Annotated in this window: 22 protein-coding genes; 19 read left to right on the forward strand and 3 right to left on the reverse strand. The window is 66.6% G+C overall.

All coding sequences use genetic code 11. The features are described from left to right. Nucleotides 1–10: 10 nt before the first annotated feature. A complete protein-coding gene (locus CYD53_RS03985) occupies nucleotides 11–394 on the reverse strand; it encodes a c-type cytochrome (protein ID WP_103716839.1) in 384 nt (127 codons plus the stop codon). Between the two features lie 432 nt (nucleotides 395–826). Here CYD53_RS03985 and kdpF point away from each other — a divergent pair, with 432 nt between their 5' ends. The 19 genes from kdpF (at nucleotide 827) to rimO (ending at nucleotide 20,703) form a co-directional block, all read left to right on the forward strand. Continuing rightward, nucleotides 827–949: a K(+)-transporting ATPase subunit F gene (gene kdpF / locus CYD53_RS03990; RefSeq protein ID WP_199578960.1), complete on the forward strand. Its 123-nt coding sequence runs from the start codon at nucleotides 827–829 to the stop codon at nucleotides 947–949. Nucleotides 950–975: 26 nt separating this feature from the next. Further along, the gene (gene kdpA / locus CYD53_RS03995; RefSeq protein ID WP_103716840.1) at nucleotides 976–2,691 is read left to right on the forward strand and encodes a potassium-transporting ATPase subunit KdpA; all 1,716 of its coding nucleotides are present in this window, start codon (nucleotides 976–978) and stop codon (nucleotides 2,689–2,691) included. Nucleotides 2,692–2,712: 21 nt separating this feature from the next. After that, a complete protein-coding gene (gene kdpB / locus CYD53_RS04000; RefSeq protein WP_103716841.1) occupies nucleotides 2,713–4,749 on the forward strand; it encodes a potassium-transporting ATPase subunit KdpB in 2,037 nt (678 codons plus the stop codon). 23 nt (nucleotides 4,750–4,772) lie between these two features. After that, nucleotides 4,773–5,363: a potassium-transporting ATPase subunit KdpC gene (gene kdpC / locus CYD53_RS04005; protein ID WP_103716842.1), complete on the forward strand. Its 591-nt coding sequence runs from the start codon at nucleotides 4,773–4,775 to the stop codon at nucleotides 5,361–5,363. Then, nucleotides 5,363–8,083 carry a sensor histidine kinase gene (locus tag CYD53_RS04010; protein WP_103716843.1) on the forward strand — a complete coding sequence of 907 codons (2,721 nt, stop codon included), beginning with the start codon at nucleotides 5,363–5,365 and terminating at the stop codon, nucleotides 8,081–8,083. Before kdpC ends, CYD53_RS04010 begins: the two co-directional genes overlap by 1 nt. Continuing rightward, nucleotides 8,080–8,775, forward strand: a complete 696-nt coding sequence (locus CYD53_RS04015) for a response regulator (RefSeq protein ID WP_069691613.1) — start codon at nucleotides 8,080–8,082, stop codon at nucleotides 8,773–8,775. The genes CYD53_RS04010 and CYD53_RS04015 overlap by 4 nt, the downstream gene beginning before the upstream one ends. A gap of 370 nt (nucleotides 8,776–9,145) precedes the next feature. Further along, complete coding sequence (locus CYD53_RS04025) at nucleotides 9,146–9,460, forward strand: 2Fe-2S iron-sulfur cluster-binding protein (protein ID WP_103716845.1); 315 nt, start codon at nucleotides 9,146–9,148, stop codon at nucleotides 9,458–9,460. Then, nucleotides 9,460–9,816 (forward strand): DUF2849 domain-containing protein, encoded by a 357-nt coding sequence (locus CYD53_RS04030; RefSeq protein WP_103716846.1) that lies wholly within the window; start codon nucleotides 9,460–9,462, stop codon nucleotides 9,814–9,816. The genes CYD53_RS04025 and CYD53_RS04030 overlap by 1 nt, the downstream gene beginning before the upstream one ends. 3 nt (nucleotides 9,817–9,819) lie before the next feature. Continuing rightward, entirely contained in the window at nucleotides 9,820–11,490 is a 1,671-nt protein-coding gene (locus CYD53_RS04035; RefSeq protein ID WP_103716847.1) for a nitrite/sulfite reductase, read from the forward strand. Next, nucleotides 11,477–11,998: a DUF934 domain-containing protein gene (locus tag CYD53_RS04040; protein ID WP_103716848.1), complete on the forward strand. Its 522-nt coding sequence runs from the start codon at nucleotides 11,477–11,479 to the stop codon at nucleotides 11,996–11,998. The genes CYD53_RS04035 and CYD53_RS04040 overlap by 14 nt, the downstream gene beginning before the upstream one ends. Before the next feature lie 76 nt (nucleotides 11,999–12,074). Then, complete coding sequence (locus tag CYD53_RS30115) at nucleotides 12,075–12,242, forward strand: hypothetical protein (RefSeq protein WP_158516247.1); 168 nt, start codon at nucleotides 12,075–12,077, stop codon at nucleotides 12,240–12,242. Next, entirely contained in the window at nucleotides 12,239–13,696 is a 1,458-nt protein-coding gene (cysG, locus tag CYD53_RS04050) for a siroheme synthase CysG (RefSeq protein WP_103716849.1), read from the forward strand. The genes CYD53_RS30115 and cysG overlap by 4 nt, the downstream gene beginning before the upstream one ends. A 261-nt stretch (nucleotides 13,697–13,957) precedes the next feature. Next, entirely contained in the window at nucleotides 13,958–14,995 is a 1,038-nt protein-coding gene (locus tag CYD53_RS04055; RefSeq protein ID WP_103716850.1) for a sulfate ABC transporter substrate-binding protein, read from the forward strand. 3 nt (nucleotides 14,996–14,998) lie between these two features. Further along, nucleotides 14,999–15,844: a sulfate ABC transporter permease subunit CysT gene (cysT, locus tag CYD53_RS04060; RefSeq protein ID WP_103716851.1), complete on the forward strand. Its 846-nt coding sequence runs from the start codon at nucleotides 14,999–15,001 to the stop codon at nucleotides 15,842–15,844. Then, nucleotides 15,837–16,730, forward strand: a complete 894-nt coding sequence (gene cysW, locus CYD53_RS04065) for a sulfate ABC transporter permease subunit CysW (protein ID WP_103716852.1) — start codon at nucleotides 15,837–15,839, stop codon at nucleotides 16,728–16,730. The genes cysT and cysW overlap by 8 nt, the downstream gene beginning before the upstream one ends. 14 nt (nucleotides 16,731–16,744) lie before the next feature. Further along, on the forward strand, nucleotides 16,745–17,791 hold the full coding sequence (locus tag CYD53_RS04070; protein ID WP_103717102.1) for a sulfate/molybdate ABC transporter ATP-binding protein: 1,047 nt from the start codon (nucleotides 16,745–16,747) through the stop codon (nucleotides 17,789–17,791). A 189-nt stretch (nucleotides 17,792–17,980) separates the two neighbouring features. Beyond that, nucleotides 17,981–18,418 carry an OsmC family protein gene (locus tag CYD53_RS04075; RefSeq protein WP_103716853.1) on the forward strand — a complete coding sequence of 146 codons (438 nt, stop codon included), beginning with the start codon at nucleotides 17,981–17,983 and terminating at the stop codon, nucleotides 18,416–18,418. Beyond that, entirely contained in the window at nucleotides 18,415–19,284 is an 870-nt protein-coding gene (locus tag CYD53_RS04080) for a sulfurtransferase (protein WP_103716854.1), read from the forward strand. The genes CYD53_RS04075 and CYD53_RS04080 overlap by 4 nt, the downstream gene beginning before the upstream one ends. A gap of 99 nt (nucleotides 19,285–19,383) precedes the next feature. After that, nucleotides 19,384–20,703, forward strand: coding sequence for a 30S ribosomal protein S12 methylthiotransferase RimO (gene rimO / locus CYD53_RS04085; protein ID WP_103717103.1), 1,320 nt, complete (start codon nucleotides 19,384–19,386; stop codon nucleotides 20,701–20,703). A gap of 5 nt (nucleotides 20,704–20,708) precedes the next feature. Here rimO and CYD53_RS04090 read toward each other — a convergent pair whose 3' ends face one another. Together CYD53_RS04090 and CYD53_RS04095 are read right to left on the reverse strand one after the other, a co-directional pair. Further along, nucleotides 20,709–21,077 carry a hypothetical protein gene (locus CYD53_RS04090; protein ID WP_103716855.1) on the reverse strand — a complete coding sequence of 123 codons (369 nt, stop codon included), beginning with the start codon at nucleotides 21,075–21,077 and terminating at the stop codon, nucleotides 20,709–20,711. 212 nt (nucleotides 21,078–21,289) lie between these two features. Then, nucleotides 21,290–22,264, reverse strand: a complete 975-nt coding sequence (locus CYD53_RS04095) for a quinone oxidoreductase family protein (RefSeq protein ID WP_103716856.1) — start codon at nucleotides 22,262–22,264, stop codon at nucleotides 21,290–21,292. Nucleotides 22,265–22,311 lie beyond the last annotated feature (47 nt).

A 22,311-nucleotide genomic window follows, 5' to 3' on the forward strand; every position in this document is an offset into this window, starting at 1 on the left:
GAGCTTCCTGCTAAAGCTTCTTGCCGTCCGGGCCGAACTGCTTGAGGAAGGCGGTGAGGTCCTTGATCTCCTGCTCGTTCTTGATGCCGGCGAAGATCATCTTGGTGCCCGGGATCTTGGCCTTGGGGTCCTTGATGTATTCGGCGAAGGTCGCCTCGTCCCAGGTGATGCCGGAATTCTTGTTGGCCGCGGAGTAGCTATAGCCCTCGACCGAGCCGGAGTGCCGCCCGATCAGGCCGTTGAGCTGAGGGCCGACCAGGTTCTTGGCGCCCTCGCCGGTCTGATGACAGGCGCGGCACTTGTTCCAGGAGCGCTCGCCGGCGCTGATGTCCTGGGCCAGGGCCGGCAGGATGGCGGTGGCGGAGATCAGGATGGCGCAGGCGATCGCTTTCATCGGGCTTCCTTCGAGGCTGGGCTAGGGCCGCACCGGCGAATAGGGGCGCGGGAGAATCGTTGCGGACTGCGAATTGTTCTAACCTGCGAATATGGAAATCCCGAGAAGCTGGCGGCCGCATGTCCCGCCCGTCAGCTCGCATTCTCGGGATGAGGCGCCGCGACAGCTCTTCCTTCGCACAGATTCCACGCCCCCTCATTGCCATAGCCTCGCTCGTAGCTCGAACGGATGTCGTTGCGCTGCATCAAATGCGCGCCGCCTGAGGGTGCTGATGGTTTCGATCTTTATGCCGCCTTTATGCGCTGCCCTGCCCTTCCGGCTCGACCCTTGAGCCCTCCGGGCACCATCTCTCCGGTCTAACCTGACCGGAGTAAGGCTCATGGCCGACATCCTTTATCTCGCGCTGGGAACCGGAGCCTTCGTGCTCTTCGGTTGCTACGCAACGCTGCTGCGCAAGGTCTGACGATCATGGCGCTCACCTGGCTTTACGCGACTGCGGCCCTCGGGCTGGCGGTCTACATGGTCGCCGCGCTTCTGCGCCCCGACCGCTTCTGACCTCAAAATCATAAGGAGACCTCGCAATGGATTGGCGGGGCTGGGCCGAGATCGTTTTCACGATCGCGTTGACGGTGGCCATGGGTTGGCCGCTCGGTATCTTCATGGCGCGCGTCTGGGCGGGCGAGCGAACCTGGCTCGATCCGGTGCTGCGGCCGGTCGAGGCGCTCGCCTATGCCGGCTTCGGCATCGACCGCAACAAGGGCCAGAACTGGCTGGGCTATGCCGGGGCCGTGCTTGCCTTCAGCGCCGCCGGCTTCGTGCTGCTTTATCTGCAGCTGCGCTTCCAGAACCTGCTGCCGCTCAATCCGCAGGGCTTCGACGGGCTGTCGCCGCATCTCGCCTTCAACACGGCGGTCAGCTTCGTCACCAATACGAACTGGCAGTCCTATGCCGGCGAGGCGACGATGAGCCATCTCAGCCAGATGGCCGGCTTGACCGTGCATAACTTCGTCTCGGCCGGCACGGGTCTGGCGATCGCGGCTGCAGTCGCACGCGCCTTCGCCACCGATCGCGGCGAGAACCTCGGCAATTTCTGGGTCGATCTGACGCGCACCACGCTCTATGTGCTGCTGCCGCTCTCGATCGTGACCGCGCTCGTGCTGGTCGCGGCCGGCGTACCGCAGACCCTGCTCGCCAATGTCGAAGCCTCGACCATCGAGGGCGCCAAGCAGGTGATCTCGCTGTTCCCGGCCGCCTCGCAGGAGGCGATCAAGCAGTGGGGCACCAATGGCGGCGGCATCTTCAACGTCAACTCGGCGCACCCCTTCGAGAACCCGACGCCCTTCACCAACCTGATCGAGGCGACCTCGATCAACGCGCTCGCCTTCGGCACCGTGATCGCTTTCGGGCGCATTGCCGGGGCGCGCAAGGAGGCCAAGGCGCTGATCGCGGTGATGATCATCCTCGTCGGTGCCGCCGCCGCCGCGATCTATGCTTCGGAGACGCTGACGCCGCAGCCCGCGATGATCGCGGCCGGCATCACCGACGCTCCCTCCAACATGGAGGGCAAGGAGGTCCGCTTCGGGCCGGCCGCCTCATCGGTCTGGGCGGCGCAGACGACCGGGGCTTCGAATGGCTCGGTCAACGCCATGCATGGCAGCTTCATGCCGCTCGGCGGCGGCGTCGCGATGTTCATGATCCAGCTCGGCGAGGTCCTGCCGGGCGGCGTCGGCTCCGGCCTCTACGGCATGGTGGTGATGGCGCTGCTCGCGGTCTTCGTCGCGGGGTTGATGGTCGGGCGCACGCCTGAATATCTCGGCAAGAAGGTCGAGGCGCGCGAGATCAAGTTCGCCATGCTTGCGGTGCTGATCCTGCCGCTCGCCATTCTCGGCTTCTCCGCCATCGCCGCCGTGCTGCCGGTCGCGCTCGAGGGCCTGCTGAACAAGGGGCCGCACGGGCTGTCCGAGATCCTCTACGCCTATTCGTCGGCGGCGGGGAACAACGGCTCCGCCTTTGCCGGGCTGACCGCCAACGCCCCCTGGTGGAACACGACGCTGGCCATCGGCATGCTGCTCGGCCGCTTCGCCTATATCGTGCCGGTGCTCGCCATCGCCGGCGCGCTCGCGGCCAAGCCGAAGCTTCAGCCCACCGCCGGCACCTTGCCGAGCGACAGCCCGCTCTTTGTCGGCCTGCTCATCGGCATCGTCCTGATCCTGGGCGGCCTGCAATTCTTCCCCGCGCTCGCTCTGGGCCCGATCGTCGAGCATTTCCAGCTGCTTGCGGCTGCGGCTTCACGCTGAGCCGACAAAGGAAACCCAATCATGTCCATGTCTTTCGTCAAATCCGGCGCGATCGACCGGAGCGTCGTGACGACCGCGCTGAAGAGCGCCTTCGTCAAGCTCGATCCGCGCGCGCTGACCGGCAACCCGGTGATCCTCGCAACCGAGGTGGTGGCAGTGCTCGCCACCGTCTCGGCCGGCGTCGCCATCGCCGGCGGCCTGCCGGCCAGCTTCCCGATCCAGATCGCGGCCTGGCTCTGGCTGACCGTGCTGTTCGCCAATTTCGCCGAGGCCATCGCCGAAGGGCGCGGCAAGGCGGCGGCCGACAGCCTGCGCGCCACCCGCGTCACCACCAGGGCCAAGCTGATCATCGACGCCGCCCGCAACGCGATCGTCCCGACGCCGGCTCATGAACTCGTGCCGGGCGATGTCGTGCTGGTCGAGGCCGGCGACGTCATCCCCGCCGATGGCGAGATCATCGAGGGCGTCGCCTCGGTCAACGAGGCTGCGATCACCGGCGAATCCGCCCCCGTCATCCGCGAGAGCGGCGGCGATCGCTCGGCCGTCACCGGCGGCACCACGGTCGTCTCCGACTGGCTCAAGGTGAAGGTCACCTCGCAGCAGGGCTCTTCCTTCCTCGATCGCATGATCGCGATGGTGGAAGGCGCCGACCGCCGCAAGACGCCCAATGAGCTCGCGCTCGCCGTGCTGCTGGCCGGGCTGACGCTGGTCTTCCTGATCGCCGTCGTGACGCTGACCGGGCTTGGGGCGTTCTCGGGCGTGACGCTCGATCCCATGGTTCTCGGCGCGCTCTTCGTGACGCTGATCCCGACCACGATCGGCGGGCTGCTCAGCGCGGTCGGCATCGCCGGCATGGACCGGCTGCTCAAGGTCAATGTGCTCGCAACCTCCGGCCGCGCGGTCGAGGCGGCCGGCGACGTCGACACGCTGCTGCTCGACAAGACCGGCACCATCACCTTCGGCAACCGCATGGCGGTCGAGGTCGTCCCGGCCCCCGGCGTGCGGCCCGATGCGGCGCTGCGCGCGGCGCTGATCGCCTCGCTTGCCGACGAGACGCCCGAAGGCCGCTCGATCGTCGAGCTCGCCCGCAACCAGGGCGTCACAGCGCAAGCCCCGGCGGGGGCGACCTCGATCCCATTCAGCGCCATGACGCGCCAGTCCGGCCTCGATGCCGACGGCAAGTCCTGGCGCAAGGGCGCGGTCGATGCGGTCATCCGCTCGCTCGATCTCTCCGAGAGCCAGATTCCCGCCGAACTGCGCCAGGCGGTCGACCGCGTCGCGCGGTCCGGCGGCACGCCGCTCGCCGTCAGCGAGAACGGCGCGCTGGTCGGCGTCATCCATCTCAAGGATGTGGTGAAGCCCGGCGTCAAGGACCGCTTCGCCGATCTGCGCCGCATGGGCGTGCGCACCGTCATGATCACCGGCGACAACCCGGTGACCGCGGCGGCCATCGCCTCCGAGGCCGGCGTCGACGATTTCCTCGCCGAGGCGACGCCCGAGGACAAGCTGCGCATCATCCGCACCGAGCAGGCCAAGGGCCGGCTGGTCGCGATGTGCGGCGACGGCGCCAACGATGCGCCGGCCCTGGCGCAAGCCGATGTCGGCGTCGCCATGCAGACCGGCGCGCAGGCCGCCCGCGAGGCCGGCAACATGGTCGATCTCGACTCGGACCCGACCAAGGTCCTGGAGATCGTCGAGGTCGGCAAGCAGCTCCTGATCACGCGCGGGGCGTTGACGACCTTCTCGATCGCCAACGACGTGGCGAAGTATTTCGCCATCATCCCGGCGATGTTCGTCGTCGCCCTGCCCTCGCTCGGCGCGATGAACATCATGGGCCTGTCGAGCCCGCAGAGCGCCATCCTCTCGGCGGTGATCTTCAACGCGCTGGTCATCGTCGCGCTGATCCCGCTTGCGCTGCGCGGCGTGCGCTACCGGGCGATCGGGGCCGCCAAGCTGCTCTCGCGCAACCTCACCATCTACGGCATCGGCGGGCTGATCGCGCCCTTCGTCGGCATCAAGCTGATCGACATGATCGTCGCGGCGCTGAAGCTCGCCTGATCGCTCATCAAAGGACAACGACCATGTGGTCCCATCTTCGCCCCGCCATCGTCTCGATGGTCTTCTTCACGCTCCTGTTCGGGCTCGCCTATCCGCTCGGCGTCACCGGGCTCTCCCAGGCGCTGTTTCCGGCGCAGGCCGGCGGCTCGCTGATCCGCAACCAGGCCGGCGAGATCATCGGCTCGGAATGGATCGGCCAGAGCTTCGCCGGCGAGGCTTATCTGCGGCCCCGCCCCTCGGCGGCCGGCAAGGACGGCTATGACGCGGCCAATTCCTCCGGCTCCAATTTCGGGCCGATGAACGAGGATCTCGCCACGCGCATCAAGACCGATGCCGATGCGATCCGCGCCGCTGACGGCGCTGGCCCGCTGCCGGCCGATGCCGTTCAAGCATCGGGTTCGGGTCTCGACCCGCATATCTCGCCGGAGAACGCGGCGCGCCAGATCGAGCGCATCGCCAAGGCGCGCGGCGCCCAGCCGGCGCAGGTCGCCGAGATCATCGCCCAGAACACGCAAGGTTATCTGCTCGGGTTCATCGGCCGGCCGCGCGTCAACGTGCTGACTGCCAATCTCGCCCTCGACGCGCGCTATCCGAAGGCTCAAGCTAAGCCGTAATGACCACGGACGAGACCCGATTCCGGGAACAGGGACGCCCTGATCCCGACGCCCTTCTGGCCCAGGCCGGCCGCGGTAAACGCGGCCGGCTGAAGATTTTTCTCGGCATGGCGCCGGGTGTGGGCAAGACCTACGAGATGCTCACCCAGGGCAAGCGCGCCCAAGCGGAGCATGGCGAGGTGCTGGTCGGCCTCGTCGAGACGCATGGCCGCCGTGAGACCGAAGCGCTGCTCGAGGGGCTGGAGGTGATGGCGCGCCGGCCGATCGAGCATAACGGCCGCATGCTGATGGAGTTCGACCTCGATGCGGCGCTGGCCTGCAAGCCGCGCCTGCTGCTGGTCGACGAATACGCGCATTCCAATGCCCCGGGCAGCCGGCACCCCAAGCGCTGGCAGGATGTCGAGGAGTTGCTGGCGGCCGGGATCGACGTCTGGACCACGCTGAACGTCCAGCATCTCGAGAGCCTCGTCGACGTGATCTGGAAGATCACCGGCGTGCGCCAGCGTGAAACGGTGCCCGACAGCGTGCTGAGCAGCGCCGACGAGATCGAATTGATCGACATCACGCCGAGCGAACTGCGCCAGCGCATGGCCGAGGGCAAGGTCTACCTCCCGGAGACGGCGCGGCTCGCCGCCGACAATTTCTTCAAGCCCGAGAACCTGACCGCGCTGCGCGAGCTTGCCTTGCGCCGTGCCGCGCAGACGGTCGACGACCATCTGAACCAGGCGATGAAGCGCGCCGGCGTCGAGGGGCCCTGGGCTGCCGGCGAACGCATCCTGGTGCTGATCGGGCCCGACGCGATGGCGTCCTCGCTCGTGCGCGCCGGCCGGCGCCTCTCCGACATGATGATGGATGCGCCCTGGACGGTCGCCCATGTCGAGCGGCCCAATCGCGCGGACGCCGATCCGGCGCGCGGCCAGCGGCTGGCCGAGGCGCTCAAGCTCGCCGAACAGCTCGGGGCCGCCAATGTCGTTCTGACGAGCGACGATCTCGTCGCCAGCACGCTGGAATATGCGCGGCGCAACAACGTCACCCAGATCGTCGTCGGAAAATCGCATCGCAAGGGCTGGCGCGCCTGGTTCCATCGCTCGCTCGCCCCCGCCCTGCTGGAGGCACAGAACGGTGCGGCGCTTCACATCATCACCGATATCGCCTCGGTACCGGCCATTCCGGTCCCGGTCGTGCCGAAGCGGGATCTCTCCTGGCACGGCCATATCGGCGCGGCGGTCATGGTCGCGGCGGCTGTCGGCCTCGCGGCGCTGGTCGATCGTCAGGCCGAGAACGCCAACCTCGCCATGCTGTTTCTCGTCAGCGTGCTGGGTGCAGGCGTCGCCTTCGGCCTTTGGCCGTCGCTGACGGCGGCGGGGCTTGCTGCCCTCGCCTATAACTTCTTCTTCCTCGAGCCGCGCCTGTCGATGTGGATCGGCAATCCCGCGGACGTGCTGACCTTCGCCGTGTTCTTCGTCGCGGCCGTCGCCACCGGCAGCCTGACCGGGCGCATCCGCGACCAGGCCAAGGCAACGGCGCGGCGCGCCTCGGCGATCACGGCGCTGCTGGCAGCAAGCCGCAGGCTTTCGGGCGCAGGGCGAAGGGAGGACGCCGCAACCGTGCTGGCCGAGCAGCTTTCGGCGGCAACGGCCGGAAAGGTCATCGTCCTGCTCCCGCAAGGCGACGAAATCGCGCCCAGCGCCGGCGCGCCCTCGCTGGAGCCGCTGACCACCGCCGACATGACCGCGGCGCGCTGGAGCTGGAACCGGGGCGAGCCCGCCGGCGCCGGCACCGGCACGCTGCCCAATGTCGCCTGGACCTTCCGGCCCTTGCAGGGCGTGCGGATGCGCTCGGGCGTGGTCGGGTTCGAGCCCAAAGCCCTGCTGGGTGCGGAGAATGAGCGCTTCGCCATGGCGCTGCTCGACCAGGGCGCGATCGCGTTGGAGCGGGTGGAGCTCGCTGCAGCCGCCGTCGATGCCGAGGCGCTGCGCCGGACGGATCGATTGCGCTCGGCGCTGCTGAACTCGGTCAGCCATGATCTGCGCACGCCGCTCGCCACCGTGCTCGGCTCCGTGACGACGCTGATCGATTTCGGCAAGAGCGTCGAGCCGGCCGTGGCCGACGATCTGCTCCTGTCCATTCGCGAGGAGGCCGAGCGCCTCAACCGCTATGTCGGCGACCTGCTCGACATGACGCGGCTGGAAGGCGGCGCGCTGGTGACACGCCGCGATTGGACCGATGTCCGCGACGTGATCTCGGCCGCGATCGCGCGGGTGTCGCGGCGGCTGGAGAACCGCCGCATCCAGCGCGATTTTCCAGCCGAGCTCTCGGCCGTGCCGGCCGACCCGTCCTTGCTCGAACAGGCCCTGGTCAACATCCTGGAGAACGCGATCGCCTATAGCGAGAACGGTTCGCTGATCGAAACCGCTGCCTATGAGGACCGGGGCAATGTCGTGATCTCGATCGAGGACGAAGGTCGCGGCATCCCGACTGCCGAACTCGAACGCGTCTTCGAGAAGTTCCGGCGCATGGAAGAGGCGACCGATCGCGGCGGCGAGCGCGGCAAGGGGGCTGGCCTCGGCCTTGCCATTTCCAAGGGCTTCGTCGAGGCCATGGGCGGGCGCATCGCGGCCGCGAGCCCGATCCAGGACCGGCCCGACGGTTCCAAGGGCGGCACCCGCATATTGATCAGCCTGCGCAAGGACGGCGCTGCGCCGGAGGTTCTGTCATGACCGCTTTCCGCCCCCGCATCCTCGTCATCGACGACGAGCCGCAGATCCACCGCTTCCTCGGACCGGCGCTCGATGCGGCGGGCTACGAACATGTCCGCGCCGACGACGCCACCGCCGGCCTGCGCGAGATCGCGCGCAAGCCGCCCGACGCCGTGGTGCTCGATCTCGGCCTGCCCGACATGGACGGCAAGGAGGCCCTGGCCAAGGCGCGCGCCTTCTATGACGGGCCGGTGATCATCCTCTCGGCGCGCGACCGCGAGACCGAAAAGATCGATGCGCTCGACGCCGGCGCCGATGATTATGTCGAAAAGCCCTTCGGCGTCGGGGAATTGCTGGCGCGCCTGCGTGTCGCGCTGCGCCACCGCATCGAGCGCCAAGGCGCGGAGGCGACGATCCGCTCCGGCGATGTCGAGATCGATCTCGTCAACCGCCGGATCAGCCGCGCCGGGGTGCATGTCAAACTGTCGCCGAAGGAATACGACCTGCTCGCCAGCCTGGCCGGCGGAAATGGCCGCGTGCTGACGCATCGCCAGATCCTGACTGCGGTCTGGGGGCCGGCGCATGAGCATGACGTGCAATATCTGCGCGTCTTCGTCGGGCAGTTGCGCCAGAAGCTCGAGGACGATCCGGCGGCGCCGAAGCTGATCGAGACCGAGCCCGGCGTCGGCTACCGGCTGGGCGGATTGGTCTGACGCAGCGGTCGTCGCCTCTCCTCCTGTGGAGGGCTATGGCATTTCTCCCCACAGCCCTCATCCTGAGGAGCGCTTCCGCAGAGCTACGTCTCGAAGGATGCTCCAGAAGGCGTTTCCGGAGCAAACTGGAGCATCCTTCGAGACGCCGCATGCCGCGGCTCAGGATGCGGGCTCAAAAATCCAAATGCGATGCCCCTGCCTCCTGTGGAGGAAAATCCACTCGATGCCCGCCATGCTCAAGGAGCCGAAAAGACAAATCTCCTCCTTTTGATCGGGAATAAGAAAAAACACGCTACCTTGCGTGAATTGAACCGATCGCCGCTCTGGCTTATTTGAAACGTTCGGAAGAACGAACGGGGCAAGCGGCGCAGTGGCCATTCTGAATGTCATCGACCGCGACGGTCGCGCCCATGAACTCGAGGCCGTCGAAGGATGGCGGGTGATGGAGATCCTGCGCGACTACAAGGTCGGGATCGAGGGCGTCTGCGGCGGTTCCTGCGATTGCGCCACCTGCCATGTCGTCGTCGCGCCCGACTGGGCCAAGCGCCTGCCGGAGCCGCGCGAGGACGAAATCGACGCGCTCGACACCTTGCCCTTGATCGAGACGACCTCGCGCCTCTCCTGCCAGATCATCTGGTCCGACGATCTCGATGGGCTGACGCTCACCTTGGCGGAGGCCGCGTGATGGCTGCCGCCCCCAAGCGCGTCCCCTTGCCGGCGATCCTGCTCGCCAACGACCTGCTCGACGGCGATGTCGTCTTCGCCGTTGCCGGCGCCGCCGGGCAACTCGCCTGGACGCGCGATGCGGCGCTGGCGCTGGTCGCCTCGGACGACGCCACCGCAGAGAGTCTCGAGGCTTTCGCGGCGGCCGAGCTCGCGGGCAATCGCGTCGTCGACGCCTATCTCGTCGATGTCACCATGGAGACCGGCCAGCCGGTTCCGCGCCATTTCCGCGAGAGATTCAAGACGCTGGGGCCCAGCAACCGTCCCGATCTCGGCAAGCAGGCCGGGGACGGGATCTCTGCCGGGCAGAGGGCCTGACCGATGTACCGCTATGATGAATTCGACGAGCGTTTTGTCCGCGAGCGGGTCGCCCAGTTCCGCGACCAGGTCTCGCGCCGCCTAGACGGCTCGATCACCGAGGACGAGTTCAAGCCGCTGCGGCTCAAGAACGGCGTCTACCTGCAGCTCCACGCCTATATGCTGCGCATCGCCATTCCCTATGGCACGCTGTCGTCGAAGCAATTGCGCCAGCTTGCGCTGATCGGCGAACGCTACGACCGCGGCTACGGCCATTTCACCACGCGCCAGAACCTGCAGTTCAACTGGCCGAAGCTGCGCGACGTGCCCGAAATCCTGGACCTGCTCGCCGATGTCGAGATGCATTGCATCCAGACCTCCGGCAACTGCATCCGCAACGTCACGGCCGACCATTTCGCCGGCGTGGCGCAGGACGAGATCGAGGATCCGCGCCCGACAGCCGAATTGATCCGGCAATGGTCGTCGCTCCATCCCGAATTCGACTACCTGCCGCGCAAGTTCAAGATCGCGGTGACCGGCGCCGAGCATGACCGCGCCGTGATCAAGGCGCACGACATCGGCCTGCGCCTGCGCCGCCATCCCGACACCCATGAAGTCAGCTACGAGGTCAGCGTCGGCGGCGGCCTCGGCCGCACCCCGATGATCGGCAAGGTCGTGCGCGACTACCTGCCCAAGTATGATCTGCTCGCCTTCCTCGAGGCGATCATGCGGGTCTATAATCTCGAGGGCCGGCGCGACAACAAATACAAGGCGCGGGTCAAGATCCTCGTCCATGAGATCGGCGTCGAGGAATTCCGCCGCCGCGTCGAGGAGGAGTTTGCGCGGCTCGACGGGCCGTCAGTGAACGCCGATCCGGCCGAGGTCGCGCGCATCGCCGCCTATTTCAAGGCGCCCGATTATGAGGTCCTGCCGGCAACGAGCCGGGTGCTGGAGGCGACGAAGGCCGCCAACCCCGCTTTCGCGCGCTGGGTCGAGGTCAATACGATCCCGCACAAGGCGCCGGGCTATGCAGCGCTGACGATCTCGCTGAAGCCCGTCGGCGAGGCGCCGGGCGACGCCACCTCCGACCAGATGCGGCTCGTCGCCGATCTCGCCGAGCAATATTCGCACGCCGAAATCCGCGTGACCCATGCGCAGAACCTCGTGCTGCCCTATGTCCGCCAGCGCGACCTCTTCGCGATCTGGCAGAGGCTCGGCGAAGCGGGGCTTGCAAGCGCCAATATCGGCCTGATCACCGACATCATCTCCTGCCCCGGGCTCGATTATTGCGCGCTGGCGACGGCGCGTTCGATCCCGATCGCACAGGCGATCCAGCATCGTTTCGCCGATGACGATCGCCAGAAGGCGATCGGTGAGCTCAACATCAAGATTTCGGGCTGCATCAACGCCTGCGGCCACCACCATGTCGGCCATATCGGCATTCTCGGCCTGGAGAAGCGCGGGATCGAATCCTATCAGATCACGCTCGGCGGCGACGCGACCGAGAATGCCGCGATCGGCGAGATCCTGGGACCTGGCCTCGCCGCGGAGGACGTTCCCGACGCGATCGAGCGGATCGTGAACGTCTATCTCTCCGAGCGGGCCGAGGGCGAAAGCTTCATCGAGAACGTCCGCCGCATCGGCCCTGCCCCGTTCAAGGCCGCCTTCCAGGAGATCGCCCATGCCGTTGCTTGACCGGAACGGCACCAAGATCGACGCCTGGACGCGCAGCGAAGGCTCAGGGATCGACAATCTCTCGCAGGCGTTGGTGCCCTGGGAGGCGCTGACCGAAGCGCTGCAACACAAGACGCGCGACCAGCGCATCGGCGTCGTGATCCCCAACAATATCCGCATCGCCGAGCTCAAGCTGGTGCTGCGCCAGCTCTCGCTGATCGCGGTCAGCTTCCCGGCCTATTCGGACGGGCGCGGCTTCAGCCTCGCCAAGCTGATCCGCAATCACGGCTTCACCGGAACCTTGCGTGCGAGCGGCCCCCTGATTGCCGACCAGTTCGCCTATGCGCTGTCCTGCGGCTTCGACGAAATCGAACTGCCCGAGGCCAACGCGGCGCGTCAGCCGGTCGAGCAATGGCTCAAGGCCGTGGGCCAGATCAGCCATGGCTATCAGCGCGGCTATGGCGACAGCCACAACATCCTCGACCAGCGTCGCACGGCCCGCGCCGCCGGCCGCCTCGCCGCGTCGTAACGCGATGGCGTCCGGCGCGGCCGATAGCGACAGCGCCGCCGGACCGGCGACATTGCGCGGATTGAAGGAGGACAGCATGGACAGCGAGATCGCAAATCTGCTTCCGAAGCAGCCCCATGAGCGCTGGTTCGATCTTTGCTTTCGCCTTATCATTGTGCTCTTGGCTGTCTTCTGGTTGCTGATGCCGCCAGCGGGGGGCGAGACACGCCCCACGGATGTCAGAGCCACCACAGCGACGCGATGAGCGAAAGACAACCCGAGCCGACCACCGCGCGCCGCATCGACAGGCTGGCGACGCTGCCGCTCTTCCACAAGCTGGAAGGACGCAAGGTCGTGCTCGCGGGCGGCAGCGAGAGCGCACTCTGGAAGGCCGAATTGATCGCGGCGGCCGGAGCCGATCTCCATGTTTTCGCCGGAGAAGCCGCGGCGCGCTTCACAATCCTCGCCAACGAGCCGCCCGCCGGCCATGTGCGCGTTGTCGCCCGGCATTGGCAGCCCGACGATCTGGCCGACGCGGCGCTTGCCATCGGCGATATCGAGGATCTCACCGAGGCGCGCGCCTTTGCGGCGGCTGCGCGGCAGCTGGGCGTGCCGGTCAATGTCGTCGACAAGCCCGAATTCTGCGACTTCGCCTTCGGTTCGCTGGTCAACCGTTCGCCCCTGATCGTCGCGATCTCGACCGACGGCGCCGCGCCTGTCTTCGGACAGGCGATCCGGGCCAAGATCGAAGCGTTGCTGCCGGCCGGGCTGAAGAGCTGGGCCCAGGCGGCCAAGGACTGGCGTCCTGCCGTGCAGGTGCGCGAGCTTCCTTTCGCGCTGCGCCGCGCCTTCTGGGAGCGCTTCACGGCGCGCGCCATCGCCGCTCCCGAGCGCGACCCTGGCGAGATCGACAGGAGCGACCTCTTCAGCGTGCTCGACCGACTCGAAAGCGCCCATGACGGCACCGGTCGCGTGACCCTGGTCGGCGCCGGCCCGGGCGACCCGGAACTTTTGACGCTGAAGGCCATCCGCGCCCTGCAGAGCGCCGACATCATCTTGTATGACGACCTCGTCTCGCCTGGCGTGCTGGAATTCGCCCGCCGCGAAGCCAAGCGCATGCTGGTTGGCAAGACCGGCTATGGGCCGTCGGTCAAACAGAGTGACATCAACGCCCTGATCGTCGCGCTGGCTGGTCAGGGCAAGCATGTCGTGCGCCTCAAGGGCGGCGACCCCGGCATCTTCGGCCGCGCCGGCGAGGAGATCGAAGCCTGCGCCGCCGCCAATATCCCGGTTGCGATCGTGCCGGGCATCTCGGCGGCGCAAGGGGCTGCGGCCTCGCTTGGCCTGTCGCTGACCCATCGCGACCATGCGCGCCGGCTGCAATTCGTCACCGGCCATGCCCGCAGCGGCGACCTGCCTGACGATCTCGACTGGCAGGCCATGGCCGACCCCTATGCGACGACGGTGATCTACATGGCACGCGCCACGCTCGCGGGCTTCCGCGACCGCGCCGTGGCGGCCGGGCTCGATCCGCAGACGCCGGCCGTTGCCGTGCTGGCGGCGACGCGGCCGGACGAAGTCCGGGTGGCCGCGACGATCGCGACATTGCCTGATATGCTTGGCCGGCTGCCGGCCAAGGGGCCTGTGCTCGTCCTGGTGGGGCATGCGCTGGGGGCAGTGGCCGCCACCAGCGTATCGCAGGATCTGCGCCGGGCCTGAGTTCGGCGCCGCGACGGCCTGTCCGGATTTATGCCTGATTTGCCCGCGAATCTCGTTGCGCGGCACAATGCCTGACCAAAAATACGGTGGAACGCCTTCAAGGGAGACGCGTTTTCTCCCATAGGGTGCAAGTTTGGAACGGGCCTGCTGCAGCATGCCGTTGAGGCTGGTGCGAAAATTCAGTACGTTTCGTTTGTTATTCAGAACGAATGTCGGTGGTCCCCTGGGGGCCTCCGGCATTGATCGCAACGGAGCCCTGACATGACGCAACCTGTCTTTCGCCGTGTGCTTAGAGCCGGGCTCGTGCTCGGGGCCTTCACCCTGTGCTTCGGCGTCGTGGCCGGCGCACGCGCCCAGACCGAGTTGCTGAACGTCTCCTACGACCCGACGCGGGAACTCTACCGCGACCTCAACGCGGCTTTCATCGCCGAATGGAACGCGAAGAACGGCAAGAAGATCAGGACCATCCGCCAGTCCCACGGCGGCTCGGGCGCGCAGGCCCGCACGGTCATCGATGGCCTCAATGCGGATGTGGTGACGCTCGCCCTCGCGGGCGATATCGACGCCATCGCACAGCGCTCGAAGAAGCTGCCGGAAAACTGGCAGACGCGCCTGCCCAACAACTCCTCGCCCTACACCTCGACGATCGTCTTCCTTGTCCGCAAGGGCAACCCAAAGGCGCTCAAGGACTGGGGCGACCTGGTCAAGCCAGGCGTGCAGATCATCACGCCGAACCCGAAGACCTCGGGCGGCGCGCGCTGGAACTATCTCGCCGCCTGGGCCTATGCCGACAAGGCCTTCGACAAGGACGAGGCGAAGGTCCGCGACTACATCGGCAAGCTCCTGGCAAACGTGCCCGTGCTCGACACCGGCGCGCGTGGCGCGACCACGACCTTCACCCAGCGCGGCATCGGCGACGTGCTCCTCGCCTGGGAGAACGAGGCCTTCCTCGCCTTGCATGAATTCGGCGCCGACAAGTTCGATATCGTCGTACCGAGCCTCTCGATCCTGGCCGAACCGCCGGTCGCACTGGTCGACGCCAATGTCGACGCCAAGGGGACCCGAGCCGAGGCGCAGGCCTATCTCGACTTCCTGTACACACCGAAGGCCCAGGCGATCATCGCGAAGAACTATTATCGGCCGCGCAATGTCGAAGCCGCCGACGCCAAGGACATCGCGAATTTCCCGAAGCTCGAGCTGGTCACGATCGACAAGGACTTCGGCGGCTGGGCCAAGGCGCAGCCGGCCCATTTCGGCGACGGCGGCACCTTCGATCAGCTCTACAAGCCGGCGCGCTAGCTGATGGCGGCGGCAACCTCAGTTTGGCGGCAACCGAGCATCCTGCCAGGCTTCGGCATCGCGCTCGGCATCACGCTGAGCGCCTTGTCCCTGATCGTGCTCGTGCCGCTGGCGGCATTGGCGCTCAAGGCCGCGAGCGCCGGCCCGGCCGATATCTTGGCGGTCGCAACCTCGCCGCGGACGGTGGCGGCGCTACGCCTGTCATTTCTGGGAGCGCTGTTTGCCGCCTGCGTCAACGCCGTCTTCGGCATGATCCTCGCCTGGGTGCTGGTGCGTTACGAGTTTCCGGGTCGCCGCTTCATCGATGCAGCGGTCGACCTGCCCTTCGCCTTGCCGACGGCAGTCGCCGGCATCGCGCTCACGGCGATCTATGCGCCCAATGGCTGGGTCGGCAGCTTGCTCGCACCCTATGGCATCAAGGTCGCCTATACGCCGCTCGGCGTGATGGTGGCACTGATCTTCGTCGGCCTGCCCTTCGTCGTGCGCACCGTGCAGCCGGTGCTGCAGGAGATGCAGGCCGATGTCGAGGAGGCTGCGGCGCTGCTCGGGGCCGGCCGCTGGCGCACCATCTTCACCGTGATCCTGCCTCCGATCTATCCGGCGTTGCTGACCGGCTTCGTCCTCGCCTTTGCGCGGGCGGTCGGCGAATACGGCTCGGTGATCTTCATCGCCGGCAATGTGCCGATGGTCTCTGAGATCGCGCCCCTGCTGATCGTGATCCGGCTGGAGCAGTTCGACTATGCCGGCGCCGCTGTCGTCGCGATGCTGATGCTGCTGATCTCCTTTGCCCTCATTCTCTTCGTCAACCTGATTCAGGCACGGGCACGCCGGAGGTTCGGCGATGTCTGATGCCGCCCTGCCCCAATTCCGGACCGACACGGCCCAAAAGCGTGATACGCGCCGCGTCCGCGGCGAAGGCGTTGTCGTCCAGGCCGTGCTGATCACAATCTCGCTCGCCTTTCTGGCGCTGTTCCTGCTGTTGCCGCTGGTCTCGGTCTTCGTCGAGGCGGGGGCGCGCGGCTGGACGGCTTATATGGCGGCCGTGACCGAGCCCGATGCGGTCGCGGCGATCCATCTCACCCTGCTGGTCGCCGGCATTGCCGTGCCCTTCAACGTCGTCGTCGGCATCGCAGCCGCCTGGGCGATCGCCAAGTTCGCGTTTCGGGGCAAGAACCTGCTGATCAGCCTGATCGACCTGCCCTTTTCGGTGTCGCCGGTGATCTCGGGCCTCGTCTTCGTGCTGCTCTTCGGCGCGCAGGGCTATTTCGGGGCCTGGCTCAAGGCCCATGACGTGCAGATCATCTTCGCCCTGCCCGGTCTCGTCCTGGCGACGGTGTTCGTGACCTTCCCCTTCGTCGCACGCGAGCTGATTCCGCATATGCAATCGCTCGGTTCGGCCGACGAGGAAGCGGCGCTGACGCTCGGCGCTTCGGGCTGGCGGACCTTCCTGACGATCACACTTCCCAATGTGAAGTGGAGCCTGTTCTACGGCGTGCTGCTCTGCAATGCGCGCGCCATGGGCGAGTTCGGCGCGGTCGCGGTCGTCTCCGGCAAGATCCGCGGGCTGACCAACACCATGCCGCTGCATGTCGAGATTCTCTACAACGAGTACATGAGCGCAGCAGCCTTTGCCGTCGCCTCGCTTCTGGCAGGGCTGGCGCTCGTCACGCTCGCGCTCAAGACGCTGCTGGAATGGCATTACTCGGATTCCATCGCCGCCAGCCGCCGCCATTGATGAAGGACGCCAGCATGTCGGTCTCAGTCACCATCGAATCGATCGAGAAGCGCTTCGACGCTTTCGCGGCCTTGCGCGGCGTCTCGCTCGACATCCAGCCTGCCGAGCTCGTCGCCCTGCTCGGCCCCTCGGGCTCAGGCAAGACCACGCTCCTGCGCTTGATCGCCGGCCTCGAACAGGCCGATCAAGGCCGCGTGCTGTTCGGCGAGACCGATATGCGCGACCTCTCGCTGCGCGACCGGCGGATCGGCTTCGTCTTCCAGCACTACGCCCTGTTCCGGACCATGACGGTCGGAGAGAACGTCGCCTTCGGCCTGAAGTCGCGCCCGCGCGGGCAGCGCCCGGACGATGCGGAGATCAGAAAGCGCGTCGGCGACCTGCTCGAACTCGTACAGCTGCCCGGCCTCGACAAGCGCTATCCGAGCCAGCTTTCGGGAGGCCAGCGCCAGCGCGTGGCGCTGGCTCGTGCGCTGGCGATCGAACCGCGCGTGCTCTTGCTCGACGAGCCTTTCGGGGCGCTGGACGCCAGGGTCCGCAAGGATCTGCGCGCCTGGCTGCGCGACCTGCATCGCCGCACCGGACACACCACCGTCTTCGTCACGCATGACCAGGAGGAGGCGCTGGAGCTCGCCGACCGTGTCGCGATCCTGAATGACGGCCGTATCGAGCAGGTTGGCTCGGCCGATGATGTCTATGACCATCCGGCAACGCCGTTTGTCTGCGAGTTCTTGGGCGAGGTGAACAAGCTGCCGGTCAAGGTCGTCGGCAGCCAGGCCTTTTTCGGCGATCGGCCGGTTCTGGGCGGGTTGTCGCAGAATCAGGGCGGACAGGCCGCGCTCTATGTCCGGCCGCAGCATCTGCGCATCGTCGATGATCTGCCGCTGGCGCTGCCTGGCGTCGTCGAGCATCTGCGCCGGAACGGCCCGCTGCGGCGCGCCGAGGTCGCTGTCCAGGGGCTGGCGAAGCGCCTCGACGTGGATCTGGCAAGCCAGGTCGCGCCGGCGATCGGCGAGCACATCCGCTTGCGCATCACACATGGCAGTCTGTTCGCGGCAGCCTGAGTGGTCTCGCTTCGGCCTTCACCAGCCGCTAGCCTGCGCGAGAGCCGGATGATTTCAGGTGGAATCACAGAGTGATTCCACCTGAAATCTGAATCCGTCTCTCATCCCGGAAGTGAGAGCAGGATCAATGCGAAAAACCGGTTCCCACTTTTTCGCATCCTGCTCTGGTGATTTGCATAGGAGCGAACGATGAAAGCGCGGGCGAAATGGGTCGAGGGCATGGCCTTCATGGGCGAGGCCGGCAGCGGCCACGCCGTGATGATGGACGGTGCCCCTGAATATGGCGGCCGCAACATCGGCATCCGGCCGATGGAGATGCTGCTGATCGGGCTTGCCGGCTGCACGGGCTTCGATGTCGTGCAGATCCTCAGGAAGGGCCGCGAGAGCGTCACCGGTTGCGAGGTCGAGGTCGAGGCGGAACGCGCCACCGAAGACCCCAAGGTCTTCACCAAGATCCACCTCGCCTACAGGATCACCGGCCGAGGCCTATCGCAGGCGAAGGCGGAACGGGCCGTCACATTGTCGAAGGAAAAATACTGTTCGGCTTCGATCATGCTCGGGGCGACGGCCGAGATGAGCTACACCCTCGACGTGATCGACGAATTGCAGAAGGTGGCGGCCGAATGAGCGAAACCCAATTCTCCGGACTGATCACGCCCGAGGCCCTCGTGCAGCGCCTGGGTGACAGCAATCTGGTTGTCGTCGACATCCGCTCCTCGGTCGATGGCGGCGGCAAGGCGGCTTATGAAGCGGGACATGTTCCCGGCGCCGTGCACAGCGATTATGCCGCCGATGGCTGGCGCGCCAAGGTCGGCAATGCGCCGGGCATGCTGCCGTCGCTCGAGCATCTGGCTGCGCTCGCGGGACGGCTCGGCATCAAGCCGCATGACGACGTCGTCATCGTGCCGGCGGGCGTCAGCGCGACCGACTTTGCCGCGGCCGCGCGGATCTACTGGACGTTGAAGCTGATCGGCCACGGCCAACAGGCCATTCTCGACGGCGGCTTCAAGGCCTGGAGCGCCGATCCGCAACGCCCCGTCGAAATCGGACCATCCGCTCCGAAATCGACCGATCCCTATCCGGTCGTGATGCAACAGCAGCTGCGCAGCAACACCGACGCGACCCTCGTGGCTTCGCGCGGCAAGCTCGCGACCCTGGTCGATGCGCGTGCGACGAGCTATTTCGAGGGCCGCGAGAAGGCCGCCGAGGCGACCCGCGCCGGGCATATCCCCGGGGCGGTCTCGCGCGACTATGCCGCGGCCTTCGACCCCGAAACGGGCGCTCTGAAGCCGATCCACGATCTGTCCGCGCTGTTTGCCGGCGTGCCGAACGGGCCGGCGATCTCCTATTGCAACACCGGCCACACGGCGGCGCTGAACTGGTTCGTGATGTCCGAGGTGCTCGGCCGTGAAGAGGTCGCGCTCTATGATGGCTCGATGACCGACTGGACGCAGGATTCGGAGCGGCCGGTCGCGACGGTAGCCGCGGCATAACCTTCCAGATTTGCCAAACAGGCTGAAACGGTTCAAAGGAAGCGCCGTGCGCGAGCCATGCCGCGCCGCTTCCTTTCAGAATTGTCGAGTCGCCTGCCGATGAACGCCGTCGCGCCGAAAATCTCTTTCGTTTCGCTGGGCTGCCCCAAGGCTCTGGTCGATTCCGAGCGGATCATCACCTCGCTGCGCTCGGAGGGCTATGAGCTCAGCAAGTCGCATGCGGGCGCCGATCTCGTCATCGTCAACACCTGCGGCTTCCTCGACAGCGCCAAGGCGGAATCGCTGGAGGCGATCGGCGCTGCCATGTCGGAAAACGGCAAGGTCATCGTCACCGGCTGCATGGGCGCCGAGCCCGAGCAGATCCGAGACGCCTTCCCCAACGTGCTCGCGATCACGGGCCCTCAGGCCTATGAGAGCGTCGTCTCGGCCGTGCACCAGGCGGTGCCGCCACGGCACGACCCCTTCATCGACCTCGTGCCTGACCAGGGCATCAAGCTGACGCCGCGCCACTACGCCTATCTGAAGATTTCAGAGGGCTGCAACAACCGCTGCAGCTTCTGCATCATCCCCAAGCTGCGCGGCGATCTGGTCTCGCGGCCGATCGGCGAGGTGCTGCGCGAGGCCGAGAAGCTGGTCAAGGCCGGCGTCAAGGAACTGCTGGTGATCTCGCAGGACACCAGCGCCTATGGCCTCGACATCAAATACGCACCCTCGATGTGGCAGGATCGCGAGGTGCGCACGCGCTTCTTCGAGCTGGCCCGCGAATTGGGCCAGATGGGCATCTGGGTGCGGATGCACTACGTCTACCCGTATCCGCATGTCGACGAGGTCATCCCCCTGATGCAGGAGGGCTTGATCCTGCCTTATCTCGACATCCCCTTCCAGCACGCTTCCCCCAATGTTCTCAAGGCGATGAAGCGGCCTGCTCACCAGGACCGCACGCTCGACCGCCTGCGCAAATGGCGCGAGATCTGCCCCGATCTCGCCATCCGCTCCACCTTCATCGTCGGCTTCCCCGGCGAGACGGAGGAGGATGTGCAGTTCCTGCTCGATTGGCTGAAGGAGGCCAAGCTCGAGCGCGTCGGCTGCTTCAAATATGAGCCTGTGAAGGGCGCGCCGGCCAATGATCTGGGCCTCGCTCTGGTCCCGGAAGTGGAAAAGGAGGCGCGCTGGCACCGCTTCATGAAGGCGCAGGCCGAGATCAGCACACGCATCGTCAAGAACCGCGTCGGCAAGCGCATTTCCGTCATCATCGACGAGGCCGGCCCGACCGTCGCCAAAGGCCGCTCGAAATGGGACGCGCCCGAGATCGACGGCAATGTCTATGTCGCGAGCCGCCGGCCGCTCCGGGCCGGCGACATCGTCACCGTGAAGATCGAGCGGGCCGACGCCTATGACCTGCACGGCGTCGCCGTCTAGGATTTTCACGGATATTCGCAGAAATAGCGGATGATCTGGCCGCCGCGGCCGCGCACCGCAAAGACCTCACCACCAGCGCAGGCATTGCCGGTGTCCGCGACCTGCCGCACGGGCCGCTGACGCGGCGGAGGCGGTTCGTTGCAGACATGGGTGAGGCAGCCCGTACCGGCGCGACGCAGCTCGACCGCACGGGTCAGGCGGGCCCTGGCGTGATCTTCGCGCAGCACCTGCAGGATCGAGGGATCGCCGCCCCCTCCGCCGCTGCCGCCGCCGTCGCCGCCACGGCCTCCGCCGCCACCCTGTTGGGCCATGGCGACTGTCGAGATGGTGAGCGAAGCCAAGACGAGCCCCGCGAAACGAATGGTCCGGTTCATGACCTGTCTCCCGAATGAGGATCAGCATGTGCTGACCCCCATTGGTCGCGGGCCGGGCCGAACAGGTTCAAAGCGGGTTCGATTTTTCTCAAACCGGCTGGGAAGCCCGCCTTAGAGCGTTTTCGAGCGAAGTGGACACCGGTTCGCGTGAAGAAAACGCGTCAAAACAAGGACCTAGAGCAACTTACGATCCAGCCGGATCGGAAATTGCTCTAGGGTATCAGGACGGTCGAGCCGGTGGTGCCGCGGCTTTCCAGCGCGCGATGCGCATTGGCCGCGTCCTGCAGCGCGAAGGTCGCGTTGACCGGCACGGTGACCGCGCCCGACGCGACGGCGCCGAACAGATTGGCCGCCATCTCGATCATGGTCTCGCGCTTGGCGATATGGGTGAAGAGCGTCGGCCGGGTGACGTAGAGCGAGCCCTTCGGTCCGAGCAGGCCGAGATTGAAGGGCTCGACGGCGCCCGACGCATTGCCGAAGCTCGCCAGCACGCCGAAGGGGCTCAGGCAATCGAGCGAAGGCAGGAAGGTGTCCTTGCCGACGCCGTCATAGACCACCGCGCAGAGCTTGCCGCCGGTGATCTCCTTGACGCGGGCCGGGAAGTTCTCCTCGCGATACAGGATGGTGTGGTCGGCGCCATGCGCCTTGGCGAGCGCAGCCTTTTCCCTGGAGCCGACAGTGCCGATCACGGTCGCGCCCAGCGCCTTGCCCCACTGACACAGGATCAGCCCGGTGCCGCCGGCCGCGGCATGGACCAGGATGGTATCGCCCGGCTTCACCTTATAGGTGCGGTGGAGCAGGTATTCCGCCGTCATGCCCTTCAGCATCATGCTGGCGGCGGCCTCATAGGTGACGGCGTCGGGCAGCGCCACGACCGAGTTCACCGCGACGATGCGCTCCTCGGCATAGGAACCGAGCGTCGCGACATAGGCGACGCGGTCACCGACCTTGAACTCGGTGACATTGGGGCCGACCGCCAGGACTTCGCCCGCCCCCTCATTGCCGGGCACGAAAGGCAGTTGCGGGGCGGCGTAGAGGCCGGTGCGGAAATAGGTGTCGATGAAGTTCAGGCCGATGGCGCGGTTCCTTACCAGAACCTCGCCCGGCCCCGGCTGGGGCAGCGTGATATCTTCCCATTGCAGCACTTCGGGGCCGCCGACCTTGTGAACGCGGATGGCCTTGACCATGAATCCAACTCCCTGACTCGAAGACGGGGACCATAGGGACTTGCATC

It is taken from the genome of Allobosea psychrotolerans (assembly GCF_002917105.1).
GTDB classification, from domain to species: domain Bacteria; phylum Pseudomonadota; class Alphaproteobacteria; order Rhizobiales; family Beijerinckiaceae; genus Allobosea; species Allobosea psychrotolerans.

Bases quoted from the DNA above. Each gene is read 5' to 3' on its own strand.
- CYD53_RS03985 (WP_103716839.1), bottom strand. From the start codon at position 394: ATGAAAGCGATCGCCTGCGCCATCCTGATCTCCGCCACCGCCATCCTG.
- kdpA (WP_103716840.1), top strand. From the start codon at position 976: ATGGATTGGCGGGGCTGGGCCGAGATCGTTTTCACGATCGCGTTGACG.
- kdpB (WP_103716841.1), top strand. From the start codon at position 2,713: ATGTCCATGTCTTTCGTCAAATCCGGCGCGATCGACCGGAGCGTCGTG.
- kdpC (WP_103716842.1), top strand. From the start codon at position 4,773: ATGTGGTCCCATCTTCGCCCCGCCATCGTCTCGATGGTCTTCTTCACG.
- CYD53_RS04010 (WP_103716843.1), top strand. From the start codon at position 5,363: ATGACCACGGACGAGACCCGATTCCGGGAACAGGGACGCCCTGATCCC.
- CYD53_RS04015 (WP_069691613.1), top strand. From the start codon at position 8,080: ATGACCGCTTTCCGCCCCCGCATCCTCGTCATCGACGACGAGCCGCAG.
- CYD53_RS04030 (WP_103716846.1), top strand. From the start codon at position 9,460: ATGGCTGCCGCCCCCAAGCGCGTCCCCTTGCCGGCGATCCTGCTCGCC.
- CYD53_RS04035 (WP_103716847.1), top strand. From the start codon at position 9,820: ATGTACCGCTATGATGAATTCGACGAGCGTTTTGTCCGCGAGCGGGTC.
- CYD53_RS04040 (WP_103716848.1), top strand. From the start codon at position 11,477: ATGCCGTTGCTTGACCGGAACGGCACCAAGATCGACGCCTGGACGCGC.
- CYD53_RS30115 (WP_158516247.1), top strand. From the start codon at position 12,075: ATGGACAGCGAGATCGCAAATCTGCTTCCGAAGCAGCCCCATGAGCGC.
- cysG (WP_103716849.1), top strand. From the start codon at position 12,239: ATGAGCGAAAGACAACCCGAGCCGACCACCGCGCGCCGCATCGACAGG.
- CYD53_RS04055 (WP_103716850.1), top strand. From the start codon at position 13,958: ATGACGCAACCTGTCTTTCGCCGTGTGCTTAGAGCCGGGCTCGTGCTC.
- cysT (WP_103716851.1), top strand. From the start codon at position 14,999: ATGGCGGCGGCAACCTCAGTTTGGCGGCAACCGAGCATCCTGCCAGGC.
- cysW (WP_103716852.1), top strand. From the start codon at position 15,837: ATGTCTGATGCCGCCCTGCCCCAATTCCGGACCGACACGGCCCAAAAG.
- CYD53_RS04070 (WP_103717102.1), top strand. From the start codon at position 16,745: ATGTCGGTCTCAGTCACCATCGAATCGATCGAGAAGCGCTTCGACGCT.
- CYD53_RS04075 (WP_103716853.1), top strand. From the start codon at position 17,981: ATGAAAGCGCGGGCGAAATGGGTCGAGGGCATGGCCTTCATGGGCGAG.
- CYD53_RS04080 (WP_103716854.1), top strand. From the start codon at position 18,415: ATGAGCGAAACCCAATTCTCCGGACTGATCACGCCCGAGGCCCTCGTG.
- rimO (WP_103717103.1), top strand. From the start codon at position 19,384: ATGAACGCCGTCGCGCCGAAAATCTCTTTCGTTTCGCTGGGCTGCCCC.
- CYD53_RS04090 (WP_103716855.1), bottom strand. From the start codon at position 21,077: ATGAACCGGACCATTCGTTTCGCGGGGCTCGTCTTGGCTTCGCTCACC.
- CYD53_RS04095 (WP_103716856.1), bottom strand. From the start codon at position 22,264: ATGGTCAAGGCCATCCGCGTTCACAAGGTCGGCGGCCCCGAAGTGCTG.